The sequence below is a fragment of the Aquibaculum sediminis genome, from assembly GCF_040712085.1.
GTDB classification, from domain to species: domain Bacteria; phylum Pseudomonadota; class Alphaproteobacteria; order Kiloniellales; family DSM-21159; genus Aquibaculum; species Aquibaculum sediminis.
Window position 1 is genome coordinate 1 of sequence record NZ_JBFCVK010000007.1, and the last position, 16457, is coordinate 16457.

Below are 16457 nucleotides of genomic sequence, written 5' to 3' on the forward strand. Positions count from 1 at the left end.
CACAGCCATCATGCGCAAGCTCGTGATCCTCGCAAACGCCCTCCTCAGAGATCAGCGTCCATGGGTCAACTTTCCTTCTTGATCAACACGGATACTCTAAGCGACTGCTTCTTGTGCCGCCGACCGGGTGGCATCCAGGAAAGCATCGACCTCCTCGTCGCGCGTCGACCAGGCGGTCACCAGGCGCGACGCACCCTCGTGCATCTCGGCATAGAACTGGAAGCCCTGGGCCTGCAGCTTCTGCGTGACCGCCCTCGGAAAGCGCGCGAAGACCTGATTGCTTTCCACAGGGTAGTGCAACGCGACTCCCGGCACCTTCTCCAGCCCTTCGGCCAGGCGCGCGGCCATGGCGTTGGCATGCCGGGCATGGCGTAGCCAGGCATCGTCGGTGAGGTAACCTTCGAACTGCGCTGTGAGCAGGCGCATCTTCGAGAAGAGGTGCCCGGTGCGCTTGCGCAGGAAGGCGGCATTCGCGGCCAATTCTGGTCGGAAGAAGACCACGGCTTCCGCTGCCAGGCAGCCGTTCTTGGTGCCGCCGAAGGACAGCACATCGACACCGGCCTTCCAGGTGACGTCGGCGGGATGGCAATCCAGCGCCGCCACGGCGTTGGCAAACCGCGCCCCGTCCATGTGGACGTGCAGACCCGCGTCTCGGGCAATCTGCGTCAGCGCTGAGATTTCAGCCGGTCGGTAGAGGGTGCCGGCTTCCGTACTTTGCGTCAGCGAGAGGGCCGCCGGCTTGCTGTGGTGGACGGAACCGCTGCGGTCGATGGCCGCCTCCAGCGTTGCCGCCTCCAGCTTGCCCTGCGATCCGGCCACGGGCATCAGTTTGGCGCCGCCGCTGAAGAGCTCAGGCGCACCGCACTCTGAATTCTGGATGTGCGCCTCTTCATGGCAGTAGACCGCGCCCCAGGGCGGAGCGAGCGCCGCCAGAGCAAGGGAATTCGCGGCGGTGCCGGTCGCCACCAGGAAGACCTTCACATCAGTACCGAAGACTTCACCCAGGCGCGCCTCGATCGCCTGCGTGGCGGCATCATTGCCATAGGGCATCCGCGGCCCGCTATCGTTGGCGTCGATCACCGCCTGCAGGACTTCGGGGCAGGCGCCGGTCACATTGTCGGAAGCGAAGTTCACCATTTTTGCAGCACTCTCGATTCATTCCGCCGGGAGGTCGATGCGGCCACGGAAGCCCCCCTGGCGCGCGTCAAACAGCAACACCGCCCGACAGCCTTGTTCCACCGGCCCTGCCAGGCGCAGCAGCAACAATCCGCGTCCATCGGCCGTCACCTCGGCCAGCGTACAAGCCTCCGGGACGGTCTGCTGCGCCGCGACGACGTCAGGCGCATCGCGCAGGCCGTCAGCTTGGCGCACCATTCCGTAGACCACCAACCCCATCCCCGCGACGATCACGACCGCCATTCCGATCACCAGGGCCTTGAGCGCCGCCATTGCTTCGTGTCCTCTTGTTCCATCATGCCAGCAAGCACTCCCCCTCCCCGCTCCCCGAGCGGAACCGTCCATCCCGGTCGCTATTGCTTCAGCGTGGAAGAGGCCGATGTCGGGCTGCGGCTCGATCGCTTTCTTGCCGCAAGCCTTGTCGGAATGTCACGCAGCCGAGTCAAGCAGTTGATCGAGGAAGGGAGGGTCAGCAGCGACGGCGCGACGATAGTCGAGGCCTCATTCAGGGTCAAATCCAGTCAAAGTTTCGCCATAGAAATACCGGAGATTAAAGAGGCTCCGCCCGAGGCCCAGGCCCTGGATCTCTCTATCCTGTACGAGGATGCAGAACTGATCGTGATCGACAAGCCCGCCGGCCTTGTTGTCCATCCCGCACCCGGTAACCCGGACCACACCCTGGTCAACGCTCTGATGGCCCACTGCGGCACGGAGCTGACCGGGATCGGCGGTGAGCGTCGGCCGGGAATCGTCCATCGCCTGGACAAGGACACCAGCGGGGTGATGGTCGCGGCCAAAACGGAAAAAGCGCTGCACTCACTGACCGAGCAGTTTGCTGCGCGCAGCATTGAGCGCGCCTACGACGCTTTTGTCTGGGGCAGTCTCTCGCCGCCCGCCGGCGAGATCAGCGGCAACATCGGCCGCAGCCCGCGCAATCGCAAGAAGATGGCCGTGTTGCGTCGGGGCGGCAAGACCGCTGTTACCCGCTATCGCACGATGGCCCGCTACGCCGGAGGAACAATCAGCCGGCTCGAGTGTCGTCTCCTCACGGGGCGCACGCACCAGATCCGGGTTCATCTGACCGATGCAGGTCATCCGCTTTTGGGTGATCCAGTCTACGGCGGCAGCGTACAACGAAAGATAAAGGAACTGCCCGTGGAACTGCGCGAAACAATTGCGGAGCTTGGCCGCCAGGCGCTGCACGCGCGTACCCTGGGCTTCACCCATCCGGTCAGCGGAGAACGTCTCAGCTTCCAATCGGATCTACCACCCGATCTGAGGAACTTGACCACTCTTCTGGAATTAGTCTAATATCACGCAATTCGGATGGCATTGGTATGGATTGGGCAACGGGCCGGTTCAGCCAAGTGAAAAGTCCGATCGAAAGGGGTGATAGATCATGAGTACAGCAACCGCTTCCCCCAAGCTTCCGGTGCTCACCGCCGAGAGCAATCTGACGCGCTACCTGCAGGAAATCCGCAAGTTTCCTATGCTGGAAGTCGATCAGGAATACATGCTCGCCAGACGCTGGCAGGAGCGTGAGGACCTTGAAGCGGCACATCAGCTTGTGACCAGCCATCTGCGGCTCGTGGCCAAGATCGCCATGGGCTACCGCGGCTATGGTCTGCCTCTGGCTGAACTGATCAGCGAAGGCAACGTCGGCATGATGCAGGCCGTCAAGCGCTTCGATCCTGAAAAGGGCTTCCGTCTCGCAACCTACGCAATGTGGTGGATCCGCGCGGCCATCCAGGAATACATCCTGCACTCCTGGTCGCTGGTGAAAATGGGCACCACGGCAGCGCAGAAGAAACTCTTCTTTAACCTGCGCAAACTCAAGGGCCAGATGCAGGCGATCGATGACGGCGACCTTCATCCTGAGCAAGTCAGCCACATCGCCACGCAACTCAGCGTGCCCGAGGTCGATGTGGTGAATATGAACCGTCGTCTGGCCGGACCGGACCATTCGCTCAACGCGCCGCTTCGCATCGATGGCGATGGTGAGTGGCAGGACTGGCTCACCGACGATAGCGAGGATCAAGAAACCCGCTATGCGGAGGACGAGGAACTGACCAAGCGGCGCGCGCTGCTGGTCAGGGCCATGGAGAACCTCAACGATCGGGAAAAGCACATCCTGAACGAGCGGCGCCTCAAGGAGGAGCCGACCACCCTGGAGGAGTTGAGTCAGGAGTACGGCATCAGCCGCGAGCGTGTGCGCCAGATCGAGGTGCGCGCCTTCGAGAAGCTGCAGAAGGCGATCCGCAACGCCGCCATCGAAGAGCGACTGGCCACGGCGTAAGCGGAAACCGTTTCAGGGCCGTCCGACAGGCGGCCCTTGGCGGTTCAAACACCCAAGTATCAGTCCCAACAAAAAGGGCGGCCTGTATAGGCCGCCCTTGATGCTTGTGCGATCCGGATGGGATCAGCGCTTGGAGAACTGGAAGCTCCGACGCGCCTTGGCCCGGCCGTACTTCTTGCGCTCCACCGCGCGGCTGTCGCGGGTGAGGAAGCCGACCTGCTTCAGCACCGGCCGCAGTTCCGGCTCGTAGTGGGTCAGGGCACGAGAGATGCCGTGGCGCACGGCACCGGCCTGGCCGGAGAGCCCGCCGCCGGAGACGGTGCAGATCACATCGAACTGGCCGTCCCGGTTCGACACCAGGAAAGGCTGCGCGATCAGCATGCGCAGCACCGGACGTGCAAAGTAGACATCCAGCGCCTTGCCGTTGACGGTGATGTTGCCGCTGCCCGGCTTGATCCACACACGGGCAACCGACTCCTTGCGGCGGCCGGTGGCATAGGAGCGACCGAACTCATCGCGCTTCGGCTGCGCGGTGACCGGCGCGGCTTCGCTGGTGGGCTCCGCCACCGCGGTGCCGCCGAGTTGGTCGAGGGAGGTCAGGGTCTGTTCGGCCATGGGGTCAGGCCCTCTTGTTCTTCGGGTTCATCGCGGCGAGGTCCAGGACCTCGGGCTGCTGGGCCTCATGCGGGTGCTCGGCACCGGCATAGACGCGCAGTTTCTTGAACTGGGCGCGCCCCAGGGGGCCGCTCGGGATCATGCGCTGCACGGCCTTCTCGATCGCCCGCTCCGGAAAGCGGCCGCCGAGGATCTGTCCCATGGTGCGATCCTTGATCCCACCGGGATAGCCCGTGTGCCAGTAGAAGCGCTTCTGTTGCAGCTTCTTGCCGGTCAGCTTTACCTTCTCGGCGTTGATGATGATGACATGGTCGCCGGTATCGATATGCGGAGTGTACATTGCCTTGTGCTTGCCACGCAGCACGTTGGCAACCCGACTGGCGAGACGGCCGAGAACGACGTCTTCGGCGTCGATCACGTACCACTTTCTCTCGACGTCAGTCGGCTTTGCGGAATAGGTCTTCATGTTTGGCCTTCGCTGGTCGACGGGTGTCGCTGAAAACTGCCTGCGCGCAGAAAAACGCATGGCTTCTGCCGCGCGGTCCGAGGGCTTTTACGCTCCGCTCAGACCAAAGTCAACGCCGGAAAATGGCGATAAATCAGCATCTTTAGTGTTGTGGTAACTATATACCGCATGGTGCAGAGGAGACGCAGCGATGATCGAAAGCCTGAGCGCCGTGACACTGGCCACCCACGACATGGCAGCGGCCGTCGCCTTCTATCGCAAGCTTGGATTTCGGCTCAAGTATGGTGGCGAGAACGCCGACTTCACCAGCTTCCACGCGGGCCCTGGCTATCTCAATCTCATCAAGGTGGGCCCGGAGCAGGAGATTGGCTGGTGGGGCCGGGCGATCTTCTACGTCACAGACGTCGACGACTGTCACGCGCGGGCCGTGAATGCGGGACTTGCGCCCGACTTCGCCCCGGAGGACGCGCCTTGGGGTGAGCGATACTTCCACATCCGCGACCCCGACGGCCACGAAATCAGCTTCGCCCGTCCGCTTTGACCCCTGCCTGCTGTTAACCAGCGAAGGGATCGCGCATCAGGATGGTGTCATCCCGGTCGGGGCTGGTGGAAAGCAGTGTCACCGGCGCGCCGACCAATTCCTCAATGTGCCGGACATACTTGACGGCAGTCGCCGGCAGGTCGCCCCAGCTGCGCGCACCCTGGGTGCTCTCCCCCCAACCAGGCAGGGTCTCATAGATAGGCACCGCCTTGGCCTGCAGCGCCGGGCTGGCCGGCAGGTAGTCGTAGCGCTTGCCATCGATCTCATAGCCTACACCGATCTTGAGTTCGGAGAGACCATCGAGCACGTCCAGCTTGGTCAGCGCGATGCCCGTGATGCCGCCGGTCTGGATCGCCTGGCGCACCAGAACGGCATCGAACCAGCCGCAACGCCGACGCCGACCGGTGACCGTGCCGAACTCGCGCCCGCGTTCGCCAAGCCGCTGGCCGATCTCGTCATCCAACTCGGTTGGGAAGGGACCGGAGCCGACACGGGTTGTGTAGGCCTTGGTGATGCCAAGCACCTGATTGATCACGGCGGGGCCGGTGCCGGATCCGGCCGCCGCCTGCCCGGCGACGGTGTTGGAGGAGGTCACATAGGGATAGGTGCCGTGATCGACATCCAGCAGCGCCCCTTGCGCGCCCTCGAAAAGGATGCGCCTGCCACTGCGCCGCGCGGCCTCCAAGCGCTGCCAGACCCGGTCCACATAGGGCAGCACCTTCGGCGCGATCTCCAGCAGCTGCGCCATGAGTTCCGCCTTGTCGATCTCGGTCTCGCCCAGCCCACGCAGCAGGGCATTGTGATGCACAAGCAACTGATCCAGGCGGTCGGAGAGCAGATCCGGATCGGCCAGATCGCACAAGCGCACGGCCCGCCGGCCGACCTTGTCTTCATAGGCCGGCCCGATGCCCCGACCCGTCGTACCGATGGCCTTCTTGCCCTGCGCCGCCTCCCGCGCCCGGTCCAGGCGGCCGTGCGGTGGCAGTATCAGAGTCACGTTCTCGGCAATCTTCAGATTGTCCGGTGTGATGGCCACGCCCTGCTCGCGAATGCGTTCGATCTCTTCGGCCAGGGCCCAGGGGTCGACGACCACGCCGTTGCCAATGACCGAAAGCTTGCCCGGCCGCACCACGCCCGAGGGCAGCAGCGAGAGCTTGTAGGTCACGCCGTCTACCACCAGGGTGTGGCCTGCGTTGTGCCCGCCCTGGAAGCGCACCACGACGTCGGCCCGCTCGGACAGCCAATCGACGATCTTGCCTTTACCCTCGTCGCCCCACTGGGAACCGACGACCGCTACATTCGCCATGACTCACTCATTCTCCACTTCGTGCAGGACCCCGTCCCGCAGCAGATGGCCACAATGCAGGCGCCGGGCTTCCGCCAGGGGATCTGCTGCAGGTTCCAGCCCCGCCACGGTCACCCATCCCGTCGCCCTCAAGCCCCGGGCCTGCGCCGGATCCGTGCCGATCGGCAGGTAGACGCGCTTTCGGCGCTGCACGGCAGGCAAGGCACGCAGCAGCGTGTCCATGAAGAGCGTAAAGCCCGTCGCCCGATCCTCTTCGCCCTGCGCTCCGATTGCAGCATAGCGCCCTCCCCGGCCCAACTCGCCGCGCACGCCGGTGGCGAAAAGCGTGAAAGACAGACCGGTTTGGTATTCGTAACCGCGGTGCTCGACGGGATCGACGGTCAGGCGCAGATCAGGCGCCTCTCGCTCCACCTGTTCGACCACCTGTGCCAGACCGGCCACCTCGCGCCGCGCAGCTTCAGGCAGGTCCAAGGCCTGGAGCGCCGGCAGGGCCTTGCCCACTGGGCCCACGGCACGCACGAGGCCGTCGAACAGGGGTGCAGCGTCGCCAGCAGCCGCGTGCACAGCGGCAGCGTCCTTGCGGTCGAGGGCGGAACGCAGCGCCCTTCCCGAGTGATCCGAGATGCCAAGATCCGCCAGCAGGCGGCCCACCAGCGTCGGCAGGGAGAGGTCGATGCTGAGAGACTTCAATCCCAGGCTTTGCAGCGCGTCGGCCGCCAGCCGCACCACCTCCGCATCCGCGGCGGGTGCATCGCTGCCCAGCAGCTCGGCGCCCACCTGTGCGAACTGCCGCTCCGGACGCAACTGATTGCCGCGCACCCGCAGCACCTCACCGGCGTAACAGAGCCGCAATGGCCGGGGCGCCCGGCCGAGACGCGAGGCGGCGATGCGCGCCACCTGCGGTGTCATGTCGGCGCGCAGGCCCATCATGCGCTGGCTGATCGGGTCCATCAGGCGGAAGGTTTGCTGTGCCACCTGCTCGCCCGGGCCGGCCAGAAGCGAGTCCTCGAACTCCAGCAGCGGCGGCTTGACCCGCTCATAGCCGTAGCCGGCCAGCGTGGCGATCATCTGCTCCACCAGCGCCGCCTCGTGCGCGGCGTCCGGCGGCAGACCGTCCTGCAGACCGGCAGGCAGCAGTGCCAGCCCGGCCGCATCTGATAGCTGGGTGATGCTCATGGTCTCGCTTCGCTCCCGACTTTCGAGGCCGTTAGTAGCGGGTTTGCCCCGGCCTCGAAAGTCCGGACTCGAAAGCCTCCCCTTACGGGTGACCAGAAGTCAGAAACGCAAGGGCTCGGCGCGCAGCACCTGCGGGAGGGCCCGCACCTCTGCGAGCGCGGCCGGGGGAATCTCTGCGTCGAGCTCGATGAGACAGATGGCATCGCCGCCTGCCTCGGCACGACCCAGGTGGAAGGTGGCGATGTTCATGCCGGCCTCGGACAGAATGCGTCCCACACTGCCGATCACGCCGGGCGTGTCGTGATTGGTGAGATAGAGCATGTGCTGTCCGAGCTGCGCTTCGACCTGGATGTCCTTGATTTCCACCAGCCGCGGCTTCGAACCGCCGAACAGCGTCCCTGCCACCGAGCGCACCTGTTTTTCTGTGTCCAGGGTCACGCGGATCAGGGTCTGGTAGTCGCAATCACGCTCGTACTTGGTTTCCGCCACCGCAATGTCCCGCTGCCGCGCCAGCACGGGAGCGTTCACCATGTTCACGGAATCAAGCATCGGGCGCAGCACACCAACCAGCACCGCTTGCGTCAGCGGCCGGGTGTTGAGGCCGGCCACATGGCCTTCGTATTCGATGCGGATGGCTTTCAGGCCCGTGCGCGTGAGCTGCCCGGCAAAGGAGCCAAGCTGATCTGCCAGCGCCATGTAAGGGCCGAGATGCTTGGCATCTTCCGCAGTGAGCGAGGGCATGTTGAGCGCATTGGTCACCGCACCGGTCAGCAGATAGTCGCTCATCTGCTCAGCCACCTGCAGGGCCACGTTCTCTTGCGCTTCCGCGGTCGAGGCGCCCAGGTGCGGGGTGCAGACCAGGTTCGGCGTGCCGAAAAGCGCGTTCTCCTTGGCAGGTTCGACTTCGAACACGTCGAGAGCCGCGCCTCCAACCTGACCGGATTCCAGCGCGACCTTCAGATCCTTCTCCACCACCAGACCGCCACGCGCGCAGTTCACGATCAGCACGCCCTTGCGGCACTTCGCCATCGCTTCGGCGTCGAGAATCCCGCGGGTCTGGTCGGTCAGCGGCACGTGGAGCGTGATGATATCGGCCCGGCGCAGCAGCTCCTCCAGTTCGACCTTCTCGACGCCCAAGTCCTGGGCGCGATCGGGCGAGAGGAAGGGGTCGTAGGCAACGACCTTCATGCGCAAGCCGTGTGCACGGTCGCAGACGATGGAGCCGATGTTGCCGCAACCGATGACGCCCAGCGTCTTGCCGGTGAGCTCGACGCCCATGAACTTGGACTTTTCCCACTTCCCGGACTGGGTCGAACGGTCGGCCGCCGGCAATTGCCGGGCCAGGGCGAACATCATGGCCACGGCATGCTCGGCCGTGGTCACCGCGTTGCCGTAGGGCGTGTTCATCACGACCACGCCTTGAGCCGTTGCGGCGGGCACGTCGATGTTGTCGACACCGATGCCGGCGCGCCCGACCACGCGCAAGCGCCCTTGCGAGCCTGCCTCCAGGACAGCTGCCGTGGCCTTGGTGGCGGAACGCACGGCCAGGCCGTCGTAATCGCCGATTCGGGCCACCAGTTCCTCTTCCGAGAGGCCCTGGACCACATCCACTTCGACGCCCCGCTCCTCGAAGAGCTTGGCGGCACGCGGGCTGAGCTTGTCGGCAATAAGTACCTTGGGCATGACTCTCTTACTCTTTCCTTCGTGTCATTCTGGGTCGCTGTGCTGGCTTCAAGCCTGCTCGTTACGGAGTTTGGCCCAGGTCCAATCAAGCCAGGGCAGCAGGGCTTCCAGATCGGCGGCTTCGACCGTCGCCCCGCCCCAGATGCGCAACCCCGGCGGCGCATCGCGGTACGCGCCCACGTCGTAGGCGACGCCTTCCGCATCGAGGGTCGCAGCGAAAGACTTGGCGAAGGCGGCCTGCCGCTCGGACGAAAGCTGCTCGAACCAGGGATCGACGAAGCTGAGGCACATGGAGGTGGGCGAGCGGGTTTCTGGCGCCTTGGCCAGGAAATCGATCCAGTCGCGACTCGCAACCCAATCGGCCAGACAGCGGTAATTGGCCTCACTGCGCGCGATCAGGGCCGACAGGCCGCCGATGTCTTCCGCCCAACGCAGACCGTCCAGCGCATCCTCGACCGCCAGCATCGACGGCGTGTTGATGGTCTCGCCCTTAAAGATCCCTTCGATCAGCTTGCCGCCCTTGGTCATGCGAAAAACCTTGGGCATCGGCCAGGCCGGCGTGTGGCTCTCCAGGCGAGCCACGGCCCGCGGCGAGAGGGCAAGCATGCCGTGCGCCGCCTCCCCGCCGAGCACCTTCTGCCAGGACCAGGTCACCACATCGAGCTTTTCGTAGTCGAGCGGCATGGCGAAGGCAGCCGAAGTGGCGTCGCAGATCGCCAGGCCGTCGCGGTCGGCCGCAATCCAGTCGGCATTCGGCACCCGCACGCCCGAGGTGGTGCCGTTCCAGGTGAAGATCACGTCGCGGTCCTTCCCCACCGCGCCGAGATCCGGCAACTCGCCGTAGTCCGCTGCAAGCACGCGGGCGTCGCTCAGCTTGAGCTGTTTGACCACGTCAGTCGCCCAACCCTGGCCGAAGGACTCCCAGGCCAGAACATCGATTCCGCGCGCGCCGAGCAGCGACCAAAGCGCCATCTCCATCGCGCCGGTGTCAGAGGCCGGGACGATCGCCAGGCGCCAATCCTGCGGCAGCCCGAGCAGCCGGTGCGAGCGCTCGATCACCTCCGCCAGCTTGGCCTTCCCGGGCTTGGCGCGATGCGAGCGACCGAGGAAGGCGCCCTGCAGGGCTTCCAGCGACCAGCCCGGGCGCTTGGCACAGGGGCCGGAAGAGAAATTGGGGTTGGATGGGCGGCGATCCGGCTTCTCGGGGAGAAGCGGTAAATCGGCATTCGAGAGCATAAAAAGGCGTTCCTTCGCGCAAGACTGTCGCTTCAGGACTAGCGATGGCGGCGGATAGTAGGAGCCATGTTGCAGTGCGTCAACGCAGCCTCGGCAGCCCCACTCGCCATACGAAACCAGAAGACAATTGCAGCCGCAGGGTAGACCTTGCCGCCGCAAGGTCGCATACTTCGACATTATGACGAGCGGGGGCGGGGGAGTTCGATGATCAGCAGGCGGCAGTTCAGTCTGGTCTGCTTGGCCATGCTCACCACCCCCCTGTCAACCACCCTCTCGTCCGCAGAAGCCCTCCCGATCACCGTCGGTGGCTATGTCTTCCCACCCTTCGTAAGTATCGCTGCCGACGGATCCCCGAAGGGACTGACCATTGAGATGATCGACTGGCTGAACGAAGCTCAGGCCGATTACCACTTTTCCTTCTTCTTGACCTCACCAGCCCGTCGCTTCGCCGACTTCGAGGCGGGGCACTTCGATGTGATGTTCTTTGAGAGCCCGGACTGGGGGTGGAAAGGCAGGGAGTTTTCGATCGATGCAACCGAGGTGTTCCTGCTCGACTACGATCTCTTCGTTGCCCGCAAGGAAGACGGCCGTACCCAAAGCTTCTTTCAGGACTTGAGTGGCAAGCGCATCGCCGGCATGTGGGGCTATCACTACGCTTTCGCCGGTTTCGAGCGCGACCCAGGCAAGCTGGAAAGCGAACACGGGATGATCCTGGTCAATGACAACCGCGCTGCGATCGAACTTGTTCTGGCCGGGCGCGCCGACATGGCTATCGTCGCCCGCTCCTATCTGGAGTACTATTTCGCCCAAACGGGGCAAGGGGTCTCGGGCCTTTTAATGTCGGATACGCCTGATCAGATCTATCGGTACCGCGCACTGGTGCGCGCAGACTCACCTATCGAGGCAAACCAGCTATTCAACTGGATCAGCCGAGCGATCGACGAACTCGGCTACCGGGATCGCTGGATGGAGGCCGGCGGCAGCCTATGAGCGGCTCTTCTGGCACTCACGGGCTGCGTGGTCGCAAGCTGCGCGAGTCGGAACTCGCTGCGCGGCTGCTGTTCCGCACCTTTCCTTTCATCGCGCTGATCGTCCTGCTAACCCAGGGCACCATTGCCTGGCTGGACTATCGCGATCGCTACGACCAGCTTGAGCAGCGTGTGACGGTGGTCGCGCAGTTGACCGCCGAGGCGTTGGCCCGGCCGGTGTGGATGCTCGACCGCCCTACCTATGCCGCACAGGTCAGCGCCATCGAACAGGACCCGGCCTTCGTATCCGCGCGCATCCTAGGCGAGAATGACGAGGACATGCTGTCGATCACCAGTGCACGCTCGACCGCAGCAGGCACGATCACGGCCTCCAGCAACATTCTCGATCCCCGTGGCTCGGTCATCGGACGCTTCGAACTGGTGATGAGCCAGGAAGAACTGCGTCGCGCATTGCAGCGGCAACTCCTGATCGCACTCAGCGCCTTCGTCATCCTGCTGCTCGGCTCCTCCATAGCCTTCCACTACGCCGTGCGCCACCTCGTGATCACGCCGCTCGAACAGATGCTGGAAGCCATGCGCCTGGTCGAACGAAAGGTCTGGCCGCACCTGGGGTGGAAACGCAAAGACGAACTGGGACGCGCAGGACGTGCGTTTGACAGCATGGTCAGCGGCCTGAAAAGCGGCGACGAGGCAAAGCGCCTGCTGGATGAACTGCAGCAGACCCAGAACGCCCTCGTCGAGAAGAACGCGGAGATCGAGTCGGCGCATCGGCAGATCACCGAGAGCCTGAACTACGCGCGCAAGATCCAGGAAGGGCTGATGGCTGATCCGACGGACCTGGAGCGCCACTTCGTGGAAGCTGAATTGCTCTGGCGCCCGCTGCAGCGGGTGGGCGGCGACCACTGCTGGGTGGTGGAGCAAGGCGGCCGATGTGTGATCTTCCTGGCCGACTGCACAGGCCATGGAGTGCCCGGAGCCTTCATGTCCTTGATCACAGCCTCAGCCCTGGATCAGGCGCTGCGGCAGAGCCACACGCCCTCCCCGTCCCGCCTGCTCTACAGCGTGGATCGCCTGGTCCGACAGCACCTCTCGCACAGCGCCAACAACGAAGCCGACGACGGCCTGGATGCAGCCTGCTGTGTCTATGATCCAGAGAGTGGCGAACTGCACTATGCCGGAGCCAGCATCCCATTGCTGATGCAACGCAACGGCAAGATGGAAACCATTCCCGCCACCCGCGGCAGCCTGGGCTATCAGTCCTTGCTGCCGCCCGGCGAACTACCGGAAACGCGGCTCACCATCGAACCAGGTATGAGTTTCTACCTATTCACCGACGGCGTGACCGACCAGATGGGTGCACCGGACCCGAACAGCCGCCAACGGCTGTTCGGACGCCGGCGCATGCTGCGGGTGTTGCAGCAATACGCTGCACTTCCACTGAATGAACAACTCGCACGATTGGAAGAGGCGCTCGCGAGCTGGCGCAGCGACGAGCCGCCCCGCGACGACTATACACTTGTCGCCTTCCGTCCCCTATAATCCCCAACAGTGGTATGAAGGGCAGAACTATATGACTCACACCGGGGGTGCATCGAGCGGGCTGGCCAAGACCTACCTCGCCTTCAAGCGGGACCAGGACGAAACCGGCGCCATTCTCTCCTACAGCGGCTTCGTATCGGAATCGATCCTCTTCGCGCTCGGCGAGACGCTGCGCCGGCGGGTCGAGCAGGAGGAAAGCGATAGCAACCGCACCAAGCGACTGTTTTCCGTTTTCGTCGAGCAGGTCCAGAACATCATTCGCTATTCCTCCGACAAGCTCCCGCAACGGGATCCGGATGATGGAATGCTCGGCTCCGGACTTGTTTCGGTGGGCAAGGACGGGCAGAACTTCTTCATTGTCTGCGCCAACACGCTGGAACGCTCGCGGAAGGATGCTTTGCGCGAGCGCCTGACTCGGCTGTCAGCGCTCGACAAGGACGAACTGAGAACCGTTTATCGAGAGAAGCTGCGCGAACCGCCCGAGGAAGGCAGCCTGGGCGCGTCGCTTGGCCTCATCGAAATTGCGCGGCGTTCAAGCCAACCGATCGAGTTCGATTTCGTCGATATCGATGACCAACGCTCCTTCTTTTGTCTGAAGGTCCACGTATGACCAGCGACCCCAAAATCATCGAGATCCCTTCTGGAGAACGCTCGCCCTATATCTGTTTTGATTTCACCAAAGGTCGGATGAAGATCAGTGGCGAGTCCTACCCCGAAGATGCGGCTGCCTTCTTCGGACCGCTTTTGAAGGAGATCGAGGACCAATTGAGCGCGCCTGGACCAGACCTCGTCCTCGACCTGAATCTGGCCTACTTCAACTCCAGCAGCGCCAAGGCCTTGATGAATATATTCCAGATGCTTGAGGACGCCGCCGCACAGGGGCGGAAAGTCTCCATCAACTGGCACTATCATAACGACGACGATACGATGGAGGAGTTCGGACACGACTTCGCCGAGGATTTCCAGCACGTCAACTTCGCGCTTCAACCCTATAGTTAACCAATGACGGGCCAACGGAAGCAGACCGGCGAGAAGCAAGACGGCTTTACCCTCTTCGATGCGGAAGAGCGACTCATTCTCGAGTCCGAAGAGATGGTCGGGATGCTCCATCGGGCGGCTGACCGACTGGAATGGATGTCCAAGGTCGTGCGCCAGAGCCTGCGCGAGCAACGCCGGCTCATTCGCCTGAGCGACCGCAGCCAGCTCGAACTTCAGGTGGCCAACCGCAACCTGGCCGACCAGGCGAAGGAGCTGACCCGGCTGAACACGGCACTGCAGCAGGAGATCGTGCGCGGCGAAGAATTGGCGGAGGAACTCCGGCGTCAGGCAACGGTCGATATGCTCACCGGCACGGCCTCACGTCGCCACTTCTTCACTCTGGCCGAGCGGGATCTGCGCAACGCGCAGCGCTTCGGCGAAACCTTGGCGGTTCTGCTGTTCGACCTCGATCACTTCAAGGAGATCAATGACCGTCACGGGCATGCAGTCGGTGATGAGGTGCTCAAGCACTTCGGCCAGATCTGCAACGAGATCTTCCGCAACATAGACACTGTCGGTCGGCTCGGCGGCGAGGAGTTTGCCGTGTTGCTGCCGCGCACCAACGCCGCTGCCGCGGAAACGGTCGCTGCGCGCTTTTTACGCCACCTCAGCGACTCGCGCGTGACCCTGGACGACGGGACAAGCCTGCACTATCAGGCCTCAGTGGGGATAGCGGAGTGTCTCGCTGAGGATGTCAGCATCGAACGCGCCCTGGCGCGGGCGGACAAGGCGCTCTACCTGGCCAAGCAAAGCGGGCGCGACTGCTACAGGGTCTATACCGAGGGGACAGATGAGCCCTCGGCTGATCTGCGGCGCAGTATCTGAACCGTTTCCAGCCGCATCACCTCTTCGCGGCGCTGGTTGAACACGCGATAGAGCATGGTCACGATGCCCCGATCGGGCTTCGATTGAGAAGCGCGTGCGTCAAGCACTTCGAGTTCGGTTCTGATCGTATCTCCAGGCCGCACAGGGCGCATCCAGCGCAGCTTGTCCATTCCGGGCGAACCCAAACTGGCGGCCGTGAAAATACGCGCCTGCACCACCATGCGAAAAGCCGCGCAGAGTGTATGGAAGCCGCTGGCGATCAGTCCACCATAGCCCCAGCTTTCCGACGCCTCGACATCGATGTGAAAAGGCTGCGGATCCCACTGCAGGGCAAAGTCCAGGATCTGCGACTCGCTCAAGGTGACGCCCCGCGTTTCGAAGCGGCGTCCGACGGTGAAATCCTCAAACCAGAGATCCTGCGACATTGCTGCGTCCCTTCTTCCTCAAACCGCTTCGATACGATCACTCGCCGGCCGTAGGTCGCGGCAGGCGTTGTCGCGGCGACTCCGGCCAGGCCGCGAGCACGGCCTGCACAACGGTAGCCAAGGGAATGGCGAAGACAATGCCCCAGAACCCCCAGACCCCACCGAAGAAGAGAATGGCCACGATGATCGCCACAGGGTGGAGATCCACGACCTCCGAAAAGAGAACAGGCACCAGGACGTTCCCGTCCAGGGCCTGAATCACCAGGTAGGTCCCCACCGCCCAGATAAAGCCCGGCCCCAATCCGAACTGGACATAGGCGATGACAGCGACCGGCAAGGTGATGACGGTCGCCCCGATGTAGGGCACCAGCACCGACAGGCCGGTCAGGACCGCCAGCAAGAGCGAGAAATTCAGGCCGACCAGCATGAAGCCAATATAGGTCACCACGCCGACGATGATAATCTCGACGACCTTGCCCCGGATGTAGTTGCCAAGCTGTCGATCCACATCGCGCCACACCCGATCCGCAAGGGGACGTTCCTCCGGGAGAAACTGCACCATCCAGTTCACGATCCGCTCGCGGTCCTTCAGCATGAAGAAGACCAGAAGGGGCACCAGCACGGCGTAGATCGCCAGGGCGGCAAGGGTGTAGAGGGAGGTCACCGACCAACCCAACACCCGCTGCCCCAGGATGAGGACTTCACTGCGCAGGGACGCAATGACCTGCTCCATCTGCTGCGGGTCGAACAGCGCCGGATACTGCTGTGGCAATTCCATCAGTGCCGTCTGCATCGCAGCGAAAATCGAGGGCAAGTTGCGCGCAAGATCGACGGCCTGCTGCACCATGACCGGCACCACCGTCAGCATCAGAAAAGCGACGGCCGTCAGGAACCCCACGAACACCAGTACAACCGCCAGCAGGCGCGGCACGTGCAGCCGCTCAAGCAGGCGTACGGGACCAAGCAGCAGGTAGGTGATGACCAGGGAGACGAGGAAAGGAAGCAGAATTCCAGCAAACGCCATCACCGCCAAGGTGAGACCTGTCAACAAAAGCACCAGGATAATCACCTGGGGGTTGTTGAAATGTCGCCGGAACCAATTACTGATCGGATTCATTCAAGATTACCGGGCACAAAGAACGTCCG

18 protein-coding genes are annotated in these 16457 nt (G+C 63.4%); 8 read left to right on the forward strand and 10 right to left on the reverse strand.

Translation table 11 applies throughout. The features are described from left to right. Positions 1–96 precede the first annotated feature (96 nt). Both ABZ720_RS12200 and ABZ720_RS12205 read right to left on the reverse strand, forming a co-directional pair. On the reverse strand, positions 97–1137 hold the full coding sequence (locus tag ABZ720_RS12200; protein WP_366555808.1) for a threonine aldolase family protein: 1041 nt from the start codon (positions 1135–1137) through the stop codon (positions 97–99). Positions 1138–1155: 18 nt separating this feature from the next. Further along, positions 1156–1449: a hypothetical protein gene (locus ABZ720_RS12205; protein ID WP_366555809.1), complete on the reverse strand. Its 294-nt coding sequence runs from the start codon at positions 1447–1449 to the stop codon at positions 1156–1158. 93 nt (positions 1450–1542) lie between these two features. Here ABZ720_RS12205 and ABZ720_RS12210 point away from each other — a divergent pair, with 93 nt between their 5' ends. Both ABZ720_RS12210 and rpoH read left to right on the forward strand, forming a co-directional pair. Next, positions 1543–2487 (forward strand): RluA family pseudouridine synthase, encoded by a 945-nt coding sequence (locus ABZ720_RS12210; protein ID WP_366555810.1) that lies wholly within the window; start codon positions 1543–1545, stop codon positions 2485–2487. Between the two features lie 88 nt (positions 2488–2575). Further along, a complete protein-coding gene (rpoH, locus tag ABZ720_RS12215; RefSeq protein ID WP_366555811.1) occupies positions 2576–3472 on the forward strand; it encodes an RNA polymerase sigma factor RpoH in 897 nt (298 codons plus the stop codon). 123 nt (positions 3473–3595) lie between these two features. On the opposite strand, the gene rpsI is transcribed toward rpoH, so the two are convergent. Both rpsI and rplM read right to left on the reverse strand, forming a co-directional pair. Next, positions 3596–4087 (reverse strand): 30S ribosomal protein S9, encoded by a 492-nt coding sequence (gene rpsI, locus ABZ720_RS12220; protein WP_366555812.1) that lies wholly within the window; start codon positions 4085–4087, stop codon positions 3596–3598. A gap of 4 nt (positions 4088–4091) precedes the next feature. Then, positions 4092–4553: a 50S ribosomal protein L13 gene (rplM, locus tag ABZ720_RS12225; protein ID WP_366555813.1), complete on the reverse strand. Its 462-nt coding sequence runs from the start codon at positions 4551–4553 to the stop codon at positions 4092–4094. 190 nt (positions 4554–4743) lie between these two features. Between rplM and ABZ720_RS12230 the strand changes: the two genes are divergently transcribed. Then, the gene (locus ABZ720_RS12230) at positions 4744–5094 is read left to right on the forward strand and encodes a VOC family protein (RefSeq protein ID WP_366555814.1); all 351 of its coding nucleotides are present in this window, start codon (positions 4744–4746) and stop codon (positions 5092–5094) included. A 13-nt stretch (positions 5095–5107) separates the two neighbouring features. Here the strand turns inward: ABZ720_RS12230 and ABZ720_RS12235 are convergent, their stop codons facing one another. The 4 genes from ABZ720_RS12235 to ABZ720_RS12250 form a co-directional block, all read right to left on the reverse strand. Next, a complete protein-coding gene (locus tag ABZ720_RS12235; protein ID WP_366555815.1) occupies positions 5108–6400 on the reverse strand; it encodes an adenylosuccinate synthase in 1293 nt (430 codons plus the stop codon). Between the two features lie 3 nt (positions 6401–6403). After that, entirely contained in the window at positions 6404–7570 is a 1167-nt protein-coding gene (locus ABZ720_RS12240; protein WP_438264103.1) for an ATP phosphoribosyltransferase regulatory subunit, read from the reverse strand. 105 nt (positions 7571–7675) lie between these two features. Further along, positions 7676–9259, reverse strand: a complete 1584-nt coding sequence (gene serA, locus ABZ720_RS12245) for a phosphoglycerate dehydrogenase (RefSeq protein ID WP_366555817.1) — start codon at positions 9257–9259, stop codon at positions 7676–7678. A 48-nt stretch (positions 9260–9307) separates the two neighbouring features. After that, positions 9308–10495, reverse strand: a complete 1188-nt coding sequence (locus ABZ720_RS12250) for a phosphoserine transaminase (protein WP_366555818.1) — start codon at positions 10493–10495, stop codon at positions 9308–9310. A 204-nt stretch (positions 10496–10699) separates the two neighbouring features. Here ABZ720_RS12250 and ABZ720_RS12255 point away from each other — a divergent pair, with 204 nt between their 5' ends. Genes ABZ720_RS12255 through ABZ720_RS12275 form a run of 5 tightly spaced genes read left to right on the forward strand, consistent with a single transcriptional unit; the run spans position 10700 to position 14886 of the window. Beyond that, the gene (locus ABZ720_RS12255) at positions 10700–11485 is read left to right on the forward strand and encodes a substrate-binding periplasmic protein (RefSeq protein ID WP_366555819.1); all 786 of its coding nucleotides are present in this window, start codon (positions 10700–10702) and stop codon (positions 11483–11485) included. Beyond that, complete coding sequence (locus ABZ720_RS12260; protein WP_366555820.1) at positions 11482–13023, forward strand: SpoIIE family protein phosphatase; 1542 nt, start codon at positions 11482–11484, stop codon at positions 13021–13023. Before ABZ720_RS12255 ends, ABZ720_RS12260 begins: the two co-directional genes overlap by 4 nt. Positions 13024–13054: 31 nt before the next feature. Continuing rightward, a complete protein-coding gene (locus ABZ720_RS12265) occupies positions 13055–13633 on the forward strand; it encodes a SiaB family protein kinase (protein ID WP_366555821.1) in 579 nt (192 codons plus the stop codon). Further along, the gene (locus tag ABZ720_RS12270) at positions 13630–14022 is read left to right on the forward strand and encodes a DUF1987 domain-containing protein (protein ID WP_366555822.1); all 393 of its coding nucleotides are present in this window, start codon (positions 13630–13632) and stop codon (positions 14020–14022) included. Before ABZ720_RS12265 ends, ABZ720_RS12270 begins: the two co-directional genes overlap by 4 nt. Positions 14023–14025: 3 nt before the next feature. Continuing rightward, positions 14026–14886 (forward strand): GGDEF domain-containing protein, encoded by an 861-nt coding sequence (locus tag ABZ720_RS12275; protein ID WP_366555823.1) that lies wholly within the window; start codon positions 14026–14028, stop codon positions 14884–14886. Here the strand turns inward: ABZ720_RS12275 and ABZ720_RS12280 are convergent. Further along, the gene (locus tag ABZ720_RS12280; protein ID WP_366555824.1) at positions 14835–15311 is read right to left on the reverse strand and encodes a MaoC family dehydratase; all 477 of its coding nucleotides are present in this window, start codon (positions 15309–15311) and stop codon (positions 14835–14837) included. The two genes, ABZ720_RS12275 and ABZ720_RS12280, sit on opposite strands and share 52 nt — an antisense overlap. Positions 15312–15348: 37 nt before the next feature. Next, positions 15349–16428: an AI-2E family transporter gene (locus ABZ720_RS12285; RefSeq protein WP_366555825.1), complete on the reverse strand. Its 1080-nt coding sequence runs from the start codon at positions 16426–16428 to the stop codon at positions 15349–15351. Between the last annotated feature and the right edge of the window lie 29 nt (positions 16429–16457).